The organism is Amycolatopsis sp. NPDC049691, from assembly GCF_040675005.1.
In the GTDB taxonomy this organism is placed as follows: Bacteria; Actinomycetota; Actinomycetes; order Mycobacteriales; family Pseudonocardiaceae; genus Amycolatopsis.
The window spans coordinates 339039-359216 of the sequence record NZ_JBFANX010000009.1 but is presented as its reverse complement, the minus strand read 5'-3'; the positions used below and the strand labels follow the sequence as shown (position 1 = coordinate 359216).

The following is a 20178-nucleotide window of genomic DNA, read 5'->3' as shown; positions in this document are numbered from 1 at the left end:
CTTAGCAGTCTCCCCAGACGTCGGCCGATCGGGTGGACTCGCGCCCGAGCGGGCGGTTAAGAGAAAGGGACCACTCACCACTATCCGCAATGGACGGCTCATGACCGCTCGAAGTGCCAGGCGTGGGGTGCTGTTCCTCTCCCTCCTCGGCCTGCTCGCCCCCGTGGTGCCCGCCGGCGCCGCACCGCAGGCGGTTCCGGCCGTCTCCACCCTCCAGCAGATCGTGCCGGCCCCGGTGTCGGTGACGCCGGACCCGGCGGTCCGCTACCGGCTGGGGCCGGACGCGGTGGTGTTCACCTCCGGCGGCGCCGACGCCCGCCAGGTCGGCGACTACCTCGCGGGCCTGCTGCGCCCGGCGACCCGGTTCCGCCTGCCCGTGCTCACCACCCCGGCGCTCCCGCCGGCGCTGCCCGGGATCTCGCTGGTGCTCGGCGGCGCGGACCCCCGCGTCGGCGCCGAGGGCTACCAGCTCGACAGCACCGCCTCCGGCGTGACGATCCGGGCCGCCAAGCCCGCCGGTCTCTTCAACGGCGTGCAGACGCTGCGGCAGCTCCTGCCCGCCTCGCTCGACGGGCCGCTCACCGTGCCCGGCGGCCACATCCTCGACTACCCGCGCTACGCCTACCGCGGCGCCATGCTCGACGTCGCCCGGCACTTCCTGCCGGTGGCCGACGTCAAGAAGTACATCGACGACATCGCGCTGTACAAGGTCAACAACCTGCACCTGCACCTGACCGACGACCAGGGCTGGCGGATCCAGATCGCCGGCTGGCCGAACCTGACGGCGAAGGGCGCGAGCACCGGGTCCGGCGGCGGGGCCGGTGGTTTCTACACCCAGGCCCAGTACCGCGACATCGTCGCCTACGCGCAGAGCCGGCACGTCACGATCGTGCCGGAGATCGAGATGCCCTCGCACTTCGGCGCGGCGCTGTCCTCCTACGCCGAACTGAACTGCGACGGCGTCGCCGGCCCGATCTACACCGGACTCACCCCCGCGCCGCGCTCGGACCTGTGCGTGGACAAGCCCATCACGTACAAGTTCGTCAACGACGTGCTCACCCAGGTCGCGGCGCTGACGCCGGGCGGCTACCTCGACGTCGGCGGCGACGAGATCCAGGACCTCGACGACGCCCAGTACACGGCGTTCATGGCGAAGGTCGCGCCGATGGTGGCCAAGCTCGGCAAGAAGCTGCTGGGCTGGGCGGAGATGCTCACCGCGACCCCGCCGCAGGGCGCGACCGGCGAGTTCTGGATCTACGACGGCACCCAGAACGAAGTCGGCGAAGCCAGCCAGAAGGGCGCGAAGCTGATCATGGCGCCGTGCGTCTACACCTACCTGGACATGAAGTACGCCCCCGGCGTCCCGGCCGGCGACCTCGGTCTCGAGTGGGCGGGCGACATCAGCGTCCAGGCCGCGTACGGCTGGGACCCGACGGCGGTCGTGCCGGGCGCGCTGGCCTCGAACATCGACGGCGTCGAAGCTCCTTTGTGGACGGACACCGTGCGCAGCCTCGACGACGCCCGCTACCTGGCCTTCCCGCGGCTGCCCGCGATCGCCGAGATCGGCTGGTCCCCGCAGGCGAGCCACGACTGGACGTCCTTCGCGTCCCGGCTGGCCGCCCAGGGCCCGCGCTGGACGGCGGCGGGCGTGAAGTTCTACCCCGCACCGGAGATCCCGTGGCAGAAGAACTGAGGCCCACCATGACGAACAAGGACGGGCGGGTCTGGGAGGCCTACTGGACGGACCTCCCGGACCGCACGGGAGCGGCGTTCTGGGACTGCGAGCCCGCCGACGGCGCGGCCGCGCACGCCGAGCTGTTCAAGGCCCACTTCGACCCCGCGCTGCCGCTGGTCGACCTCGGCTGCGGCAACGGGACCCAGACGAAGTACCTGGCCGGGCTGTACGACCGGGTCGTCGGCGTCGACATCGCCGAAGCCGCGCTGAACCGGGCGCGGGCGGAGAACGGCGCGGACAACGTCTCGTACGAGCTGCTGGACGTGCTCGACGACTCGGCCGTGGCCGAGTTCCGGTCGCGGCACGGCGACGTGAACATCTACCTGTCGGGCGTGATCCACCAGCTGCCGGTCGACCGCCGGGTGGCGTGCGCCCGCAACCTGGCGGTGCTCGCCGGGGCGCGCGGGTGCGTGTTCAACCAGGAGCTGACCCCGGCGAGCTACACGTACATGCAACAGCTCATCGCCGACCCCGCCAACGACCTGCCGAAGCTGGAGCGCGTGTCGATCTACTTCGGCATCGGCCTCCAGCCGGCGGCGGGCGAGGCGGAGCTGGAGACGGTGTACGAGGTGGCGGGCTTCACCGTCGTGGACGGCGGCGAGCTGTTGCTGCGCACGACGGAGACGCTGGCCGACGGTTCGGTGCTGAACCTGCCGACCCACTACGTCGTCGCCCGCGCCTGAACACACGGAGAAGGGGCGGTCCCGGCGTCGGGACCGCCCCTTCTCGTTTCCCGGTCGGGGCGGGAAGTCAGTGCGCGGCGGCCAGCTTGGCGCGGTCGGTCTTGCCGTTCGCCGTGCGGGGGAGCTCCGCCGCCGTCACCACCTCGTCCACGATCATGTACTTCGGCAGGTGCGCCGCGCAGTGGGCCTTCATGCCCAGCAGCGTCACGCGCTCGCCGGGGCGCGGGACGACCACCGCGCGCAGCCGCGCGTCGATGCCCGTGCCCGCGACCACCACCGCCACCTCGGCGACCGCCGGGTGGCGGGCCAGCGCCGTCTCGATCTCGCCCAGCTCGACCCGGTGGCCGCGCAGCTTGACCATCGCGTCGCGGCGGCCCGCGTACTCCAGCTCGCCCGCCTCGTCGTACCGGCCGAGGTCGCCCGTGCGGTAGCCGCCCAGCTGCGGGGCCGCGCCCCAGTAGCCCAGCATCACCGTCGGGCCCTCGACGACGATCTCGCCGTCCGACAGCGTCAGCGTCGCCCCCGAACACGCCCGCCCGATCGGCAGGCCGCCCGTCCGCGCGAGGTCCGCCGCAGTCACCTCGTAGCTCGTGACGACGTTCGTCTCGGTCGGGCCGTACCAGTTGAACAGCCGGACCTCCGGCCACGCGCGGCGCAGCGTCTGCACCCCGGCGATCGGGAACGGCTCCCCGGCGAACACGCAGACCCGCAGGGCCGCCGGGGCGGCCCGGTCCAGCAGGCCGCCGTGGCGCATCATCAGCAGCAGCGCCGACGGCACCGAGTACCAGACGCTGATCCCGCGGCCGTGCAGGAAGTCCGCCAGCTCGACGGGCGAGTACGACAGGTCCGAGCCCGCCAGGTCCACCGACGCCCCGGCGAAGAACGCGCCGTAGAGGTCGAACACCGACAGGTCGAAGTTGAACGGCGCGTGGTTGGCCAGCCGGTCGCCCGCGTGCAGCCCGGTCTCCGCCGCGGCCCACCCGACGAACGCGAGCGCGTTGCGGTGGCTGATCAGGACGCCCTTCGGCGCGCCGGTCGAGCCGGACGTGTAGAGGATGTAGGCGGGCTCGTCCGGGCCGACGTGCTCCGGCGGCACGTCACCGTCGCTTGTGGACAGTGCCGCGACCGAGCCGAGCGGCGGCGGGTTCGGGCCCCAGTCGGCCGCCGTGTCGGTGACGACCAGCGCGGGCGTGCAGCTCTCGGCGATGAGCCGCACCCGCGAGACCGGGTTCGACGGCGCGACCGGCACGTAGACCGCGCCGAGCCGCAGCGCCGCCTGCATGAGCGCCACCACCTCGACGCTCTTCTCGGCCCAGATCAGCACCCGGTCGCCGTGGCGGACGCCGGCGGCGTACAGGCCGGCCGCTTGGCGGGCGGCCAGCTCGTCGAGCTCCCGGTACGTCACGGTCGTGTCGCCGCAGTGCACGGCCGGGGCGTCCGGCGTGCGCCCGGCGGCGGCGAGGACCAGCTGGTGCAGCAGTTCCACGGTGCTCACAGCCCCAGTTCCATCGCCACGAGCTGCCGCTGGACGTCGGACGCGCCGGAGAAGATCGTCCCGCCGATCGCGTCCCGCAGCGCGGCTTCGATCCCCTGCTCGCGCAGGTAGCCGCGGCTGCCGAACAGCTGGACGGCGTCGGTCGCGCTCGCCACCGTCCCCTCGGACACCGCGAGCTTCGACAGCGCCGCGAACAGCGTCGCGTCCTCGCCCCGGTCGAGTGCCCAGCACGCCCGGTACAGCAGCAGGCGGGCGCTTTCGGCCCGCAGCTTCATCTCCACGACCCGGTTGGACACCGACTGGAACTCCGCGAGCCGCTTGCCGAACTGGCGGCGGCCGCGCACGTGCTCGAGGCAGCGGTCGATCAGCCGGTCCTGCACCCCGAGGTACAGCGCGAACAGGCAGGCGCGTTCCCAGCCCATCGAGTGCTGGAAGATCGCCGAGCCCTGGCCGGGTTCGCCGAGGACGGCGTCCGCGGGCACGAAACAGTCGGTGAAGGTGATTTCGCAGGCCAGGCAGCCTTCCATGCCCAGCTTGCCGAACGGCTCGCCCCGGGTGATGCCCGGCGACCGGGCGTCGAGCGCGAACGCCGTGATGCCCCAGTGGCCGGCGGCCGGGTCGGTGACCGCGTAGGTGACCAGGACGTCGGCGACCGGACCGTTGCTGACGAAGTTCTTGACGCCGTTGAGCAGATAACCGCCGTCGACCGGGGTCGCCGTGGTCCGCAGCGCGCCGACGTCGGAGCCCGCTTCGGGCTCGGTCATCGCGTTGCCCGCGACGAGGTCCCCGGCGGCGAGGCCGGGCAACAGCCGCTCGCGCAAGGCTTCCGGGGCGAAGTCGGCGATCGGCATGGTGCAGGCGAACAGGTGCGCGGCCGCGCCGAAAACGAGTCCGGTGTCGGGGCAGCCCCGGCCGGCGGCCTCGAACACGTGCGCCGTCTCCAGGGCCGTCAGGCCGCCACCGCCGTGTCCGGTCGGCACGCTCGCGCCCAGGACACCGAACTTGCCCAGCAGCGCCCAGTTTTCGCGGCTGAACGCGTACTCGGCCGCGGCCGGGAAGGCCGCCCGGGTGTCGGCCACCGTCCGGTCGTAGCGCTGCCGCTGGTCCGCGGTCCAGCCGAAGTCCATCCGCCCACCTCCACGAGTGTCCGCGCCCGAGGCTAACGGCGGGATGTCTGGCGAAATCCCCGAATTCCCGGTGCGAGCATGGCCGGTGTGACCCGACACGTCGTGCTCTGCACCCTGCCCGGCTACGGGCACGTGACCCCGGTTCTGGACGTCCTCGGCGAGCTGGTCCGGCGCGGCCACCGGGTCACGGTGGCCACCGGCGGCGCGTTCGCCGGCCGGATCGCGGCGACCGGCGCCCGGCCGCTCGGGTACGACGAGCCGGCCGACGACCCGGGTTCCCATCGCCTCGCGGCCGCGCTGACCGGCGCGTCCAGCTGTCTCGAACCGCTGGCGCCGGTGCGGAAGCTCCTGGCGGACGACCCGCCCGACGTGCTCGCGTTCGACTCGACCATGTGGATCGCGGGCCGCGTGCTCGCCCACGACGTCCCGTGCCCGACGGTCCAGCTTTCGGCGTGTTTCGCGTCCAACGAGCACTACTCGCTGCCCGCGCACGTGGCGCGGCACCCGGCTCCGGAGTCCACAGAGGACTCCTACGACTTCCTCGCCGATCTGAACGCGCTGCTGGCCGCCGAAGCTCCCGGCCGGACCGCGGAGGAGTTCCTCGACGACGGCCGCGACCACAAGCTGGTCCTCATCCCCCGCGGCTTCCAGTACGCGGGCGAGACGTTCGACGAGCGGCACACGTTCACCGGCCCGTGCTTCGGCCCGCAGCGGGCGCTGACGGGCTGGGAGCCGCCGTCCAACGGCGATCCGGTGCTGCTGGTGTCGCTGGGCACGTCGGCGTTCAACGACCAGCCGGGCTTCTTCCGCCAGTGCGCCCGCGCGTTCGCTTCCCTGCCCTGGAACGTCGTGATGACGCTGGGCGGCGGCGTCGATCCGGACTCGCTGGGCGAGCTGCCGCCGAACGTCGAGGCGCGGCAATGGGTTCCGCACCCGGCGGTGCTGCGGCACGCGTCGGCGTTCGTGACGTCGGCGGGCATGGGCAGCGTGATGGAGGCGTTCTACTGCGGGACGCCGCTGGTGCTGGTGCCGATGCACGGCGAGCAGGAGGTCAACACCGAGCGGGTGGTGGAACTGGGCCTCGGCCGGCGGCTGCCCCGCGCGGAGCTGACCCCGGAGTCGATCCGCGACGCGGTGCTGGAAGTGGCGGCGGACGAAGGCATCGGCGCCCGCATGCGCGCGATGCGCGACCACACGCGCGAGAGCGGCGGTACGGCTGCCGCGGCCGACCGCATCCTCGCCCTCTGACCGCAAAACGGTCGTGAGTGAGAAACAGTGTTCTAACCCTGTTTCTCACTCACGACCGAGCCGCGGGAGACTGCCTGCTCAGCCGGAGTCGCGCTTGCCCATCAGGGAGAACGCCACCACCAGCGCGACCGCCACCCACGTCAGCAGCGTCCCGCCGCCGGTCAGCGGGCCGAGGTAGGTCGCCGAGTCCGTCTTGAGCTGGGCCGTGCTCAGCTGCTCCGCCGCCGACGCCGGGAAGTACGCCAGGATGTCGCGCTGCACCCACGCCGGCAGCAGCGCGCCCAGGATCGCCGGGGCGAAGATGAAGCCGATCGCCGTCGCGATCGCACCCGCCGCGCTGCGCATCATCACGCCGAACGACAGGGCCAGCAGCGCGAACGCCGCGAACTCCGCACCCCAGCCGAGCAGGCTACGCACTACGCCCGGGCCGCCGAGGCCCAGCGTCGGGATGTGCGGGTTGATGCCGAGGACCAGCTGCCCGACGAAGAACGCGGCGGAGGCGAACAGCGTGCCGAGGACGAACGCCAGCAGCCCGACGACCACGGCCTTCGCGACCAGGACCCGGCCGCGGTGCGGTGTGATCGACAGGGTCAGCCGCATCATGCCGGTCGAGTACTCCCCGGACACGGCCAGCACCCCGAGCACCGAGATGAGGATCAGGCCGAGGTTCATCCCGACCATGGCGGTGCCCGCCGAGTCGAAGTCCGCCGTCTGGCCGGCGGGCAGGTTCTGGTAGTCCTGCTCGGTCAGGAAGCTGAACAGCACGGAGAACCCGACGCTGACGACGGCCGCGAAGACGACGACGACCCACGTCGACCGGACCGACTTGAGCTTGGTCCACTCGGCGGCGAGTGTGTTGGTGATGCCCGGCGAAGTCTTCGCGGCGGGCAACGCGGTTGCGGTCGTCATGTCAGTCCGTCCCTTCCGACGCGAGCGCCCGCACCGTCTCGAGCACCTTCTCCTCCGCCGGCGCCGCGCCGTTGTGCGACCGGTACTGCACGCTGTCCTTGGTGAGGTCCATGAACGCGGCTTCGAGGCTGGCGCGGACCGGGGTGAGCTCGTGCAGCCCGAGCCGCCGCTCCAGCGCGAGGTCGCCGATCTCCGGCGCGTCCAGGCCGACGACGTTGAGCGAGCCGTCGTCCAGCTTCGTCACCTTGGCGCCCGCGCGTTCGAGGGCTTCGGCGAGCTCGGTGGCGCTCGGCGAGACCACGTGGACGTGGCTGCGCGCGCTGCGCTGGGTGAACTCGGTGATCGGCATGTCGGCGATCAGCTCGCCGCGGCCGATCACGATGACGTGCGCGGCGGTCTCCTCCATCTCGTTCATCAGGTGGCTGGACACGAAGACCGTCCGCCCCTCGGCGGCGAGGTCCTGCATCAGCGTCCGGATCCAGTAGATGCCCTCGGGGTCGAGGCCGTTGACCGGCTCGTCGAACAGCAGGGTCGGCGGGTCGCCGAGCAGCGCCGTCGCGATGCCGAGCCGCTGGTACATGCCGAGGGAGAAGTTGCCGACCTTCTTGCCGGCGACGTCGCTGAGGCCGACGGTGTCGAGCACCTCGTCGACGCGCTTGCGCGGGATGCCGCCGGCCTGCGCCACCCACTGCAGGTGCCGGTAGGCGGTGCGCGCGCCGTGGACGGCCTTGGCGTCGAGCAGCGCGCCGACCTCGCGCATCGGCGCGGGCAGGTCGCGGTAGGCCTTGCCGTTGACGGTGACCGAGCCGCCGCTGGGCGCGTCCAGGCCGAGGATCATCCGCATGGTGGTCGACTTGCCCGCGCCGTTGGGGCCGAGGAAACCGGTCACGACGCCGGGCTTGATGTCGAACGACAGCTTGTGGACGGCCGTCGTGTCCCCGTATCGTTTCGTCAGATCTCGTGCTGTGATCAAGCGCCTGCTCCGTATCCCATCCGGTGTGCCTTGGTCAAGTGAACCGGCTGCGACGGCCGTCGTGCTACGGCACAAGGTGGCTTGTCCCCGCAACCAAAGTTGCAACCCCCGTACCCGCGTGATCTTCCCAGCACCCGGGGCGACCGGCAACTCGGGGGAACGTCAACTTTCGATGGTCGGATGACGACTTTCGAGGACTCACAACGCAGTTCCCGCTGTGCTTGAATCGATCACAGGAAATCAGTCGTCGAAAGCCACCAAGGAGTTTCCCATGGCCAAAGAACAAGGCGGCCGCCCGTTCGTTTCCCTCGTCATGGGGCTGATCCTGGTCGCGGGCGGGATCGCGATCATCCTCAACGCCGGCGAGCACACGATCGGCGTGATCGGCGGCTGCGTGACCATTGTCGCGGGCTTGGCGTTCCTCGTCCGCAGCGCGGCGTCGCGCAAGACGACGGCCGCGGGGCGGCGCCGGTTCTTCATTTCCTGAAAGCACTTACGGACGGGCCCGGCGGCCGTCCTGGTGTCCCGTCGGGGGGTCACCAGGGCGGCCGCTTCGGCGTTTCAGCCTTCGTCGGTGCCGAGAGCCAGCCGCACCAGGTCGTCGACGTCCAGGTCGCTCAGGTCGTCGGCCTCGCCGATCTCCCCGGCGGCGTCCACTTCGGACTCGGGGAACAGCTCCCCGCCGAGGCACCCGGCCAGCGCGGCGGGCGTCGGGTAGTCGAAGACCAGCGTCGCCGGCAGGCGGACGCCCGTCGCCGCGGTCAGCCGGTTGCGCAGCTCCACCGCGGTCAGCGAATCGAAGCCCAGCTCCTTGAACACCCGGGCCGGGTCGACGACGCCGCCGTGGCCCAGCACCGCGGCCACCTGCGCGCACACCAGGTCCAGCAGTGCCTGCCGCCGATCCTCGGCGGACATCGCCGCCAAGCGCTCCCGCCAGCCGGGGACGCCCTCGGCCGCGCGGCGCCGGACCGTGGTCCGGACCAGCCCGCGCAGCTGCTCGGGGACGTCGGAACCCAGCGCGCGCGGGTCCACCAGCATCGGCACCAGCACCGCGTCGGGCGCGTCCAGTGCCGCGTCGAACAGCGCCAGGCCCTGGTCCGCGGGCAGCGGCGGCAGCCCCGACCGCGCCATCCGGCGCACGTCGGCGCCGGACAATCCGGCCGTCATGCCGCCGGACGGCAGCCACGGGCCCCAGGCCAGCGCCAGCGCGGGCAGTCCCGCCGAGCGCCGTCGCCGGGCCAGCCCGTCCAGGAAAGCGTTTGCGGCGGCGTAGTTGCCCTGCCCGGGCGCGCCGAGCACCCCCGCCGCGGAAGAGAACAGGACGAACGCGGACAGGTCGAGGTCCCGCGTCAGCTCGTCCAGGTGGGCCGCGGCCAGCGCCTTCGGCCGCAGGACGGTGTCCAGCCGGTCCGGGGAAAGCGCTTCGACGAGCCCGTCGTCGAGCACCCCCGCCGCGTGCACCACGGCGGTCAGCCGCACCCCGGCCAGGAGTTTCGCCAGCGCTTCGCGGTCCGCCGCGTCGCACGCGACGACGGAAGTCTCCGCTCCCAGCTCGGCCAGCTCGGCCCGCAGCTCGTCGACGCCCTCGGCCGCCGGGCCGCGACGGCTCGTCAGCAGCAGGTGCCGGACGCCGGACTCGGCGAGGTGCCGGGCCAGCAGCCGCCCGAGGCCGCCGGTACCGCCGGTGATCAGCACGGTGCCGTCCGGGTCGAGCGGCGCGGGCACGGTCAGCACGACCTTGCCGACGTGCTTGGCCTGGCTCACGTGCCGGAACGCGGCGGGCGCGCGCCGGACGTCCCACGCGGTGACCGGCACCGGCGTCAGCACGCCCTCTTCGAACCACCCCAGCAGCCGGTCGAACAGCTCGCGGATCCGGTCGTACCCCGCCTCGACCAGGTCGAACGCCTGGTACCGGACCCCGGGGTGCTCGTGCGCGACCTTCGCCGGGTCACGCACGTCGGTCTTGCCCATCTCCAGGAACCGGCCGCCGCGCGGCAGCAGCCGCAGCGACGCGTCCACGAAGTCGCCGGCGAGCGAGTCGAGCACGACGTCGACGCCGCGCCCGCCCGTCGCCGCGCGGAACTCGGTCTCGAAGTCCAGGGTGCGCGAGGACGCGATGTGGTCGTCCGCCAGGCCGCACGCCCGCAGCGTGTCCTGCTTGCCGGCGCTCGCCGTGCCGTAGACGTCCACGCCGAGCAGCCGCGCGAGCTGCACGGCGGCCATCCCGACGCCGCCCGCCGCCGCGTGCACCAGGACGCTCTCGCCGGGCCGCAGGTCGCCGAGGTCGGTCAGGGCGTAGAGCGCGGTCAGGAACACCACCGGCACCGACGCGCCCTGCGCGAACGACAGCCCGGCGGGCAGCCGGCAGACCATGCGCTCGTCGACCTCGGCCACCGGCCCGAACGCACCCCCGAACAGGCCCATCACCCGGTCGCCGGGCGCGAAGCGGGTCACGTCGGCGCCGACCGCCGTGACGACCCCGGCGGCCTCCAGCCCCGGCGAGGTGGCCGGGCCCGGGTACATGCCGAGGGTGTTGAGGACGTCCCGGAAGTTCACGCCGGCCGCGCGCACGGCGATCCGCACCGCGCCCGGCGCCACCGGTCCGGCGAACTCGGGACAGGGCACGACGGTCAGCCCGTCGAGGGTGCCGCGCTCGGCGATGTCGAGCCGCCACGGTCCGGCGGGAACGGTGAGGGCGTCGGTTTCCTTGGCCAGCCGCGCCACCCGGGCCGTGCCGGCGCGGAGGGCGACCTGGTTCTCCCCGGTCGCCAGGGCAGCCGCGGGATCGGCCGAGCCGTCGGAGTCCACCAGCACGAACCGGCCGGGGTGCTCGGACTGCGCCGAGCGCACCAGGCCCCAGACGGCGGCGAGCGCGGGATCGGCCGGGCCGTCGCCGTCTTCGGCGACGACCGCGCCCGAGGTCAGCAAGGCCAGCTTAGCGGCGGCGAAGCGGTCCTCGGCGAGCCAGGCTTGGACGAGGGCCAGCGCGTCGTGAGTCGCCTCCCGCACCGGCCGCGTCGCGAAGGGCACGACGACGACGTCCGGCACATCGCTGAGTCCGGCGATCGATTCGGCGACTGTCCACGATGGATCGTCGAGGTCACCGTCATGCGGGGGCCAGGTGAGCCGGTACAGCGCGTCGGGCCGAGCCGCCGCCTGGTCAGGTTGGAATTCCCGCAGCGTCAAGGAGTCCACTGTGGCCACCGCCCGGCCGGCGGAGTCGGCGACGGCGATCGCGAGGGACTCGGCCCCGGTCTTGGTCAGCCGCACGCGCAGGCCGCGTGCCCCTTCGGCGTGCAGCGACACCCCGCGCCAGGAGAACGGCAGCCTGCCGTGCGGCGCGGGCGCGAACGGCAGGAACGCCGCCGCGTGCAGGACCGCGTCGAGCAGCGCCGGGTGCAGCCCGAACGCCGACGCGTCCGCGTCCCCGGGCAGTTCGACCTCGGCGTAGACGTCCTCACCTTGCCGCCAGGCCCGTCGCAGCCCCCGGAAGACCGGCCCGTAGGTGAACCCGCTGTCCGCGAGCCGGTCGTAGAGCCCGTCGGTCTCGAGGAGTTCCGCGCCCGGCGGCGGCCACGTCGTGAGGTCTTCGCCCGGTGCCGGGACCACTGGAGTCAGAACACCGCTCGCGTGCAGCGTCCACGGGCTGTCCGGCGCCGCGTCCTCGGGTCGTGAGTGGACGGTCAGCGAGCACACCCCGGACTCGTCCGGCGGGCCGGTCAGGACCTGGAGCCGGACGCCGCCGGACGCGGGCAGCACCAGCGGCGCCCCGAGGGTCAGCTCCTCGACCTGGGGGCAGCCGGCGCGGTCGCCCGCGTCGACGGCGAGGTCGACGAACGCCGTCCCGGGGAAGAGCACCGAACCGCCGATGCCGTGGTCGGCGAGCCAGGGGTGGGTGCGCAGCGAAAGCCGGCCGGTGTCGAGGACGCCCGCGGACCCGGCCAGGTCGGCGGTCGCGCCGAGGAACGGGTGCGGGCTGGCGGCCAGCCCGGCGGTCGCGACGTCACCGGCCCGGCCCCCGGCGGTGGGCCAGAACCGGCGGCGCCGGAAGGGGTAGGTGGGCAGGTCGGCGTGGGCGCCGGGGTGCAGTGCGGTCCAGTCCGGGGAGAAGCCGTGCACGTGGGCCTCGGCGACCGCGGTCAGCAGGGTCTCGACGTCCGGCCGGTTCCGCCGCTGGGTCGCGGTGACGAACACCTCGTCCTCGACGCAGTCGCCGACCATCGCCGAGAGCACGGCGTCCGGCCCCACCTCGACGAACCGGGTGACCCCCCGCGACGCGAGCCAGGCGACGCCGTCGGCGAACCGGACCGTGTCCCGCACGTGCCGGACCCAGTGCTCGGGATCGGTGGCGTCCGAGACCATTCCGATCTGCGGGTCCTGATAGGACAGTCCACGGGCGACCTCGCGGAACCGCACGAGCATCGGGTCCATCAGCGGGGAGTGGAACGCGTGGCTGGTGCGCAGCCGCTTGGTCTCCCGGCCCAGCCGGGTGAAGTGCGCGGCGATGCCGAGGACGTCCTCCTCCACCCCGGACACGACGACCGACGCGGGCCCGTTGACGGCGGCGATGTCCGCCGACGCCGTGAGCAGCGGCCGGACCTCGTCCTCGGTCGCCCGCACCGCCACCATCGCGCCGGTCGCGGGGAGTTCCTGCATCAGGCGGCCGCGCGCGGCGACCAGCGTGCAGGCGTCGTCCAGGTTCAGCACGCCCGCCACGTGGGCGGCCGCGAGTTCGCCGATCGAGTGGCCCATGACGAAGTCCGGGGTCAGCCCCCACGACTCCAGCAGGCGGAACAGCGCGACCTCGACCGCGAACAGCGCGGGCTGGGTGAACCGCGTCTGGTCGAGCCGCTCGCCGCCCTCGGCGATCACCTCGGGCAAGGGGAGGTCGAACCGCGCGCAGGCCGCGTCGAAGGCCTCGGCGAACACCGGGAACTCCGCGCGCAGCGCGAGTCCCATACCAGCGCGCTGGGCACCCTGGCCGGTGAACAGGAACGCCGAGCGGCCTTCGCCGGAGACACGGCCGCGGACGACACCCGCGCCGCCCTCGGCCAGCAGCCGGAGGTTCCGCACGGCGGTGTCCCGGTCCGGTGCCGCCACGACGGCCCGGTGGTCGAACGCCGTGCGGGCGGCGAGTGCGGCGCCGATGCCGCCGGTTCCCCGTTCCGCCAGCGGCAGCAGTGCGGCGGCCTGCGCGGACAACGCTTCTTCGGTGTGACCGGACAGCGGCCACAGGTCCACCGTCGATTTGGCTACACTGGACTCGCTCGTCGACGGCGCCTCTTCCAGCACGGCGTGCGCGTTGGTGCCGCTGAAGCCGAACGCGGACACCGCGGCCCGGCGCGGGCGCCCGGCCGCGGGCCAGGCGACCGGTTCGGTCAGCAGCCGCACCTGCCCGGCAGTCCAGTCGACGCGGTCCGAAGGGACGTCGGCGTGCAACGTGCGGGGCAGCACCTCGTGGTTCAGTGCCAGGACCGTCTTGATCACGCCGGCGACACCGGCGGCGGCCTGGGTGTGGCCGAGGTTCGACTTGATCGCGCCGAGCCACAGGGGACGGTCGCGGTCCTGCCCGTAGGTGGCCAGCAGCGCCTGGGCTTCGATCGGGTCACCGAGCCGGGTGCCGGTGCCGTGGGCTTCCACAGCGTCCACTTCGGACGGTTCGAGCCCGGCGTCGGCGAGCGCGGCGCGGATGACCCGCTGCTGCGAGGGGCCGTTCGGGGCGGTGAGGCCGTTGCTCGCCCCGTCCTGGTTCACGGCCGAGCCGCGCAGCACGGCCAGGACCCGGCGGCCGTGGCGCCGGGCGTCGGAAAGCCGTTCCAGCACCAGGATTCCGGCGCCTTCGGACCAGCCGGTGCCGTCGGCGGCGGCGGAGAAGGCCTTGCAGCGGCCGTCCTCGGCCAGCCCGCGCTGCCTGCTGAACTCGACGAACCCGGCGGGCGTGGCCATCACGGTGACCCCGCCCGCCAGTGCCAGCGAGCATTCGCCGGCCCGCAGCGACTGCGCGGCGAGGTGCAGGGCGACCAGCGACGACGAGCAGGCCGTGTCGACGGTGACCGCCGGGCCTTCGAGCCCGAAGGTGTAGGACACGCGGCCGGACAGGACGCTCGCCGCGTTGCCGGTGCCGAGGTGCCCGGCGACGTCGTCGGCCGAGTCGCGCAGCAGGGTCGAGTAGTCCTGGCCGTTCGTCCCGGCGAAGACGCCGGTCCGGCTGCCGCGCAGGGCCGCCGGGTCGATCCCGGCGCGTTCGAAGGCCTCCCAGGCGGTCTCGAGCAGCAGGCGTTGCTGCGGGTCCATGGCGACGGCCTCGCGCGGTGACACCTCGAAGAACTCCGGGTCGAACCCGGCGGCGTCGGCGAGGAAGCCGCCTTCGCGGGTGTAGCAGGTGCCGGGGTGGTCGGGGTCCGGGTGGTAAAGGCGGTCGAGGTCCCAGCCGCGGTCGCCGGGGAAGGGCGAGATGACGTCGCGGCCGGCTTCGAGGAGGTCCCAGAGCTGCTCGGGCGTGCTGACGCCGCCGGGGAAGCGGCAGCTCATCGCCACGATCGCGATCGGCTCGCCGGTGCTCGGGCCGGTGGTCTCGACGAGCTTCGGGCCGGACGCGCCGAGCAGGTGGCCGGCGAGCGCGCGCGGAGTCGGGTGGTCGAAGACGAGGGTCGAGGGCAGGGTGAGGCCGGTTTCGCGGCTGAGGGCGTTGCGCAGCTCGACGGCGGTCAGCGAGTCGAACCCGAGATCGGCGAAGGGCCGGTCGGCGCGGACAGTGGCGGTGGAGGCGTGGCCGAGCACCGCGGCGACCTGGGTGCGGACGAGGTCGAGGGCGGCGGCGGGACGGTCGGCTTCGGGGAGGCCGGCGAGCAGGCCGGGGAAGAGCGCTTGCGCGCCGGAGCCCCCGCCGAGCAGGCCCGGCGAGCCGGAGCGTGCGGCGGCACCGCCCGCGAGCAGCCCCGGCGAACCAGCGCCCGCGGCGAGCCCCGCCAGCAGCGGCCGGGTGGTGTCCAGAACCTCGAGGTCGAAGTCGATCGGCACCGCCAGCGCGTCGGGGGTCGCCAGCGCGCGGTCGAACAGCGCCAGCGCGTCGCGCGCAGCCAGCGGCCGGACGCCGCCCTGGCGCATGCGGGCCACCTCCGCGTCGGTGAGCTGCCCGGTCATGCCGCCTTCGGGCGCCCACGGCCCCCACGCCAGCGACACCGCGGGCAGCCCCAGCTCCCGCCGGTGGACGGCGAGGGCGTCGAGGAACGCGTTGGCCGCCGCGTAGTTGCCCTGCCCGGCGCCACCGAGGACACCCGCGGCCGAGGAGAACAGGACGAACGCGGACAGGTCTTCGGTGAGCTCGTGCAGGTTCCAGGCCGCGTCGACCTTGGCCCGCAGCACCGCGGCCAGCCGCTCCGGCGTGAGCGAGGAGACGACGCCGTCGTCCAGCACCCCGGCCGCGTGCACGACCGCGCCGAGCGGGCCGACCTCGCCCAGCAGCGCGGCCAGGGCGTCCCGGTCGGTGACATCGCAGGAGGCGAGCACGACTTCGGCGCCCTCTCCCTCCAGTTCGGCTTGGAGTTCCCGCGCGCCCGGCACATCCGGTCCACGCCGGCTGACGAGGACCAGCCGTCGCACGTCGTGTGCCCGGACCAGATGCCGGGCCAGTTCACTTCCCAGCGACCCGGCTCCGCCGGTGACGAGCACCGTCCCGGCCAGCCGCCCTGAACCGTCCGAAGTGGACTCGACGAGCCGCGGCGCGAAGACCTCGCCGCCCGCATAGGTGACTTCCGGCTCGTCCGTGACGAACGCACCGGGCAGCTCGCCGTCGACGTCCGCCAGCACGAACCGGCCGGGGTGCTCGGCCTGCGCGGACCGGACCAGGCCCCGCACCGCGGCGCCCGCCAGGCCGCGGGTGACGAAGACCAGCTTCGAGTGCGCGTACCGATCGTCGGCCAGCCAGGTCTGCACCAGCTCCAAGGCCTCCCGGGCCAGCCCGTGCGCGGCAGCCACGGGGTCTCCCTCGGCCTCGCACCGGAAGTAGACGACCGGCGGGACGTCGGCGCCCAGCTCGCGCCAGTCGACCGCTTCGACGGCCTCGGCCGGGACGGCGACCTGCGAGACGCGGTACAGCGCACCGGCCGGCTTGACCGCCCGCTGCCCGTCCAGCCAATAGCGCTCCCGCTGGAACGCGTACGTCGGCAGGTCCACCACCCGCGCCCCGCGGCCGGCGAAGACGGCCGGCCAGTCCGGGCCGAACCCGGCCACGTGCAGCCGGCCGACGGCTTCGGTGAAGGTGCGCACCTCGTCGCGGTCGCGGCGCAGCATCGGAACCACGAGGGCGTCCGGCACGCAGTCGCCGGCCATCGCGGCGGCCGCGCCGCCGGGGCCGGGCGTCACGAACCGCGTCACGCGGTTCGCCGCGAGCCAGCGCATCCCGTCGTGGAACCGGACGGTGGCGCGGATGTGCCCGGTCCAGTACTCCGCCGAGGCGACATCGGCGGGTTCGCCGGACACATTGGACACGACCGGAATCGTGGGCGCCGCATAGGAGATCGTCGCCGCGACCGCCCGGAACTCCGCCAGGATCGCGTCCATGTGCGGTGAGTGGAACGCGTGGCTGACGCGCAGCCGCTTCGAACCGGCGAACCGAGCGGCGATCTCCTCGACGGCGTCGACGTCTCCGGAGACGACCACCGCTTCCGGCCCGTTGACCGCCGCGATGGCCACGCCGTCGCGCAGCAGCGGCCGTACCTCGTCCTCGGTGGCCCGCACCGACGCCATCGCCCCGGCCGCGGCGACCGACTGCATGAGCCGCGCCCGCGCGGCGACCAGCCGGCACGCGTCCGGCAGGGCGAACACCCCGGCGACGTGCGCGGCGGCCAGCTCGCCGATCGAGTGACCCATGACGAAGTCAGGGGTCAGCCCCCACGACTCCAGGAGCCGGTACAGCGCGACCTCGACGGCGAACAGCGCGGGCTGCGTCACCTCGGTGCGGTCCAGGTCACCGCCGCCGAAGACCAGCTCGCGCAGTCCGGGGAAGCCCGCGCAGACCTCGTCGAAGGCTTGCGCGAAAACGGGAAACGCCGCATACAGCTCGCGTCCCATGCCCGGCTGCTGCGCGCCCTGGCCCGGGAACACGTAAGCCGTCTTGCCCGGGACGGTTTCGCCGATCGCCGGGTCGGCCAGTGCGTCCCGCAGTTCCTCCGCCGTCGAAGCGACGACGACCGCGCGGTGCTCGAACGCCGTCCGCGTGGTGGCCAGCGAGTACCCGACGTCGACCGGCCGCAGACCGTCCACTCGCGACAGCAGCCGCGCGGCCTGTGCGCGCACCGCTTCGGGGCTCTTGCCCGAGAGCACCACCGGGACCAGTCCCGCGTCGCCGGGCTCGCCGGGCTCGGAGTCGAGCGCGGGCGCCTGCTCGATGATCGTGTGCGCGTTGGTCCCGCTCACGCCGAACGACGAGACCCCGGCGCGGCGCGGGCGCTCCCCCGCCGGCCACGCGACGGCTTCCTGCAGCAACCGGACGTCCCCGGCGTCCCAGTCCACTTTGGACGTCGGTGTCTCCGCGTGCAGTGTCCGCGGCAAGACCTCGTTGCGCAGCGCCATGACCATCTTGATGACCCCACCGACACCGGCGGCGGCCTGTGTGTGGCCGATGTTCGACTTGGCCGAGCCGAGCCACAGCGGGGCCCCGCCCGCGCGTTCGCGGCCGTAGGTCGCCAGCAGCGCCTGCACCTCGATCGGGTCGCCCAGCGTGGTCCCGGTGCCGTGCCCCTCGACGACGTCGACGTCCGCGGCGGACAGCCCGGCGTCGGCGAGCGCGGCGCGGATGACCCGCTGCTGCGACGGCCCGTTCGGCGCGGTCAGCCCGCTGCTCGCACCGTCGGAGTTGACGGCCGAGCCGCGCACCACCGCGAGCACCGGGTGGCCGTGGCGCCGCGCGTCGGAAAGCCGTTCCAGCAACAGGAAGCCGGCCCCCTCGCCCCAGCCCGTGCCGTCGGCGGCATCGGCGTAGGAGCGGCACCGGCCGTCCGGCGAAAGGCCGCGCTGCCTGCTGAACCCGATGAACGTCACCGGCGTCGACATCACCGCGACGCCGCCGGCCAGCGCCAGCGAGCAGTCGCCGCGCCGCAGCGCCTGCGCGGCCCAGTGCAGGGCGACCAGCGACGACGAGCACGCCGTGTCGACGGTGACCGCCGGGCCTTCCAGACCGAAGGTGTAGGCCACCCGGCCGGACGCGATGCTGGCCGCGCTTCCATTGCCCACATAGCCTTCGAGGCTCGCCGGCAGGTCGGTCAGCCGCGTCGCGTAGTCGTTGTACATCACCCCGGCGAAGACACCGGTGCTGCTGCCGCGCAGCGACGCCGGGTCGATCCCGCCGCGCTCGAACGCCTCCCACGCCGTTTCGAGCAGGAGCCGCTGCTGCGGGTCGATCGTCTGCGCCTCCCGCGGCGAGATGCCGAAGAACTCCGGATCGAACTGATCCGCGTCGTGCAGGAACCCGCCCTGGCGGGTGTAGCACGTCCCGGCGCGGTCGGGGTCCGGGTCGTAGAGCGCGTCGAGGTCCCAGCCGCGGTTTACGGGGAACCCCGAGATGGCGTCGCGGCCCGAAGCCACCAGCTCCCAGAGATCCTCCGGCGACCGGACACCCCCGGGGTAGCGGCAGCTCATCGCCACGATCGCGATCGGCTCGTGTTCGCGGTCCTCCGCGTCGCGCAGCCGCTCGCGCGTCCGGTACAGGTCCGCGGTGACCTTCTTCAGGTACCCGCGCAGCTTGTCGTCGTCGCTCATGCCTTTTCCCCATCGCCTGCCCGCACCGCGCGCTCGAGCACGTCCGCCGCCCGTTTCGCGCCGCCGGCCGCCCGGATCGCGGCCCGCATCCGCGCGACCTCCTTGGCCACAGCCGCGTCGGCGGCGACCGCCAGCACGGCGTCGCGGACGTCGTCGCCGGTCACGTCGTCGAGCAGCGCGCGGCCCAGGCCCAGCCGCTCGACCTGCGCCGCCGTCACCCGCGCCTCCGGGCGCTGCGGCACGGCGACCACCGGGACGCCGTGGCCGAACGCGTCCATCAGCGAGCCCGTTCCGGCCTGGCACACGACGACGTCGGTGTGTGGGAGGACCGCGCGGTGGTCGAGCCACGGGTGCAGCTCGACGTTGTCCGGCATGGCCGCGGCGACGTCGTCGCCGACGTGGCCCGCAGTCGTCATCACGACCCGCCAGCCGGTGCCCGCGAAGGCCTGCCCGCAGGCGGTGAAGAACCCGGGGTTGCTGTTGGACGACGTGCCCAGGGACACGAGCACGACCGGCACGTCCCCGCCCGGCGGGGCCCAGCCGTCGGCGGCCGCGCCGTCGCCGCCGGTCGGGCCGACGAACACGAACTCGTCGCCGAAGCACTCGGCACGCGGCTGGAAGGCGCGCGGCACGAACACGAGGTTCGCCACGACTTCCCCGCCGCCGGGCGGGAAGTCCGGCGGGGTGCCGAGGCCGAACTCCGCCAGCAGCGCGGTGATGCGTTCGCCGCACGCCGCCAGCACCGGGTGCCCGGGGTCGAGCGGCGGCCCGGCCAGCTCGACCTCGCTGCCGTTGAGCGGGACCTCGTCGTTGCCGCCGAACCCGGCGAACAGCCGGACGACCCCGCAGCCGGCGCGCCGCGCGACGAGCCCGCCGACGTCGGTGCTCAGCACGTCCTGGACCACGAGGTCCACCGGACGGTCCGCGAACGCCGGCCACGCGGTGGCGAGCGGGGCGTAGGCCTCGTCGAGGTAGTGCGCGAGCACCGCGGCGAGGTCGTCGGCGGTGTGCACGTCGGGCATCGACTCCGGGAACGCCGACGGGTAGGTCAGCACGCGCGCGCCGGTTTCGGCGACCACGCCGGCGAACCGTTCGGCGACCACGTAGGACACCTCGTGCCCGCGCGCGAGCAGCTCGCGCACGACCGGCAGCGTCGGCCGGAGGTGACCGAAGCCCGGAAAGGAGAAGAAGGCGACATGCCCGCGGGAGACGTCCACGGCGGTCACCCTAGGTCGGCGCGCGGCCCGCCC

At 73.7% G+C, this 20178-nt stretch carries 10 protein-coding genes; 4 read left to right on the top strand and 6 right to left on the bottom strand.

The window, feature by feature from the left end; translation table 11 throughout:
• The first annotated feature begins 100 nt into the window (after positions 1-100).
• Together AB0J40_RS22970 and AB0J40_RS22965 are read left to right on the top strand one after the other, a co-directional pair.
• The gene (locus AB0J40_RS22970; protein WP_364456236.1) at positions 101-1693 is read left to right on the top strand and encodes a beta-N-acetylhexosaminidase; all 1593 of its coding nucleotides are present in this window, start codon (positions 101-103) and stop codon (positions 1691-1693) included.
• Entirely contained in the window at positions 1678-2418 is a 741-nt protein-coding gene (locus tag AB0J40_RS22965; protein WP_364456234.1) for a methyltransferase domain-containing protein, read from the top strand. Before AB0J40_RS22970 ends, AB0J40_RS22965 begins: the two co-directional genes overlap by 16 nt.
• 67 nt (positions 2419-2485) lie before the next feature.
• Here the strand turns inward: AB0J40_RS22965 and AB0J40_RS22960 are convergent, their stop codons facing one another.
• Both AB0J40_RS22960 and AB0J40_RS22955 read right to left on the bottom strand, forming a co-directional pair.
• Positions 2486-3913: an AMP-binding protein gene (locus AB0J40_RS22960; protein ID WP_364456233.1), complete on the bottom strand. Its 1428-nt coding sequence runs from the start codon at positions 3911-3913 to the stop codon at positions 2486-2488.
• Positions 3910-5040, bottom strand: coding sequence for an acyl-CoA dehydrogenase family protein (locus tag AB0J40_RS22955; protein ID WP_364456231.1), 1131 nt, complete (start codon positions 5038-5040; stop codon positions 3910-3912). The genes AB0J40_RS22960 and AB0J40_RS22955 overlap by 4 nt, the downstream gene beginning before the upstream one ends.
• An 87-nt stretch (positions 5041-5127) precedes the next feature.
• Here AB0J40_RS22955 and AB0J40_RS22950 point away from each other — a divergent pair, with 87 nt between their 5' ends.
• Positions 5128-6288: a macrolide family glycosyltransferase gene (locus tag AB0J40_RS22950; RefSeq protein ID WP_364456229.1), complete on the top strand. Its 1161-nt coding sequence runs from the start codon at positions 5128-5130 to the stop codon at positions 6286-6288.
• Between the two features lie 78 nt (positions 6289-6366).
• On the opposite strand, the gene AB0J40_RS22945 is transcribed toward AB0J40_RS22950, so the two are convergent.
• Positions 6367-7197: an ABC transporter permease subunit gene (locus tag AB0J40_RS22945; protein ID WP_364456227.1), complete on the bottom strand. Its 831-nt coding sequence runs from the start codon at positions 7195-7197 to the stop codon at positions 6367-6369.
• Between the two features lies 1 nt (position 7198).
• Complete coding sequence (locus AB0J40_RS22940) at positions 7199-8170, bottom strand: ATP-binding cassette domain-containing protein (RefSeq protein WP_364456225.1); 972 nt, start codon at positions 8168-8170, stop codon at positions 7199-7201.
• A gap of 271 nt (positions 8171-8441) precedes the next feature.
• Here AB0J40_RS22940 and AB0J40_RS22935 point away from each other — a divergent pair, with 271 nt between their 5' ends.
• The gene (locus tag AB0J40_RS22935; protein ID WP_364456223.1) at positions 8442-8657 is read left to right on the top strand and encodes a hypothetical protein; all 216 of its coding nucleotides are present in this window, start codon (positions 8442-8444) and stop codon (positions 8655-8657) included.
• A 74-nt stretch (positions 8658-8731) separates the two neighbouring features.
• Here AB0J40_RS22935 and AB0J40_RS22930 read toward each other — a convergent pair whose 3' ends face one another.
• Both AB0J40_RS22930 and AB0J40_RS22925 read right to left on the bottom strand, forming a co-directional pair.
• A complete protein-coding gene (locus AB0J40_RS22930; RefSeq protein WP_364456222.1) occupies positions 8732-18928 on the bottom strand; it encodes an SDR family NAD(P)-dependent oxidoreductase in 10197 nt (3398 codons plus the stop codon).
• Positions 18925-20145, bottom strand: a complete 1221-nt coding sequence (locus tag AB0J40_RS22925; protein WP_364456220.1) for a macrolide family glycosyltransferase — start codon at positions 20143-20145, stop codon at positions 18925-18927. The genes AB0J40_RS22930 and AB0J40_RS22925 overlap by 4 nt, the downstream gene beginning before the upstream one ends.
• Positions 20146-20178 lie beyond the last annotated feature (33 nt).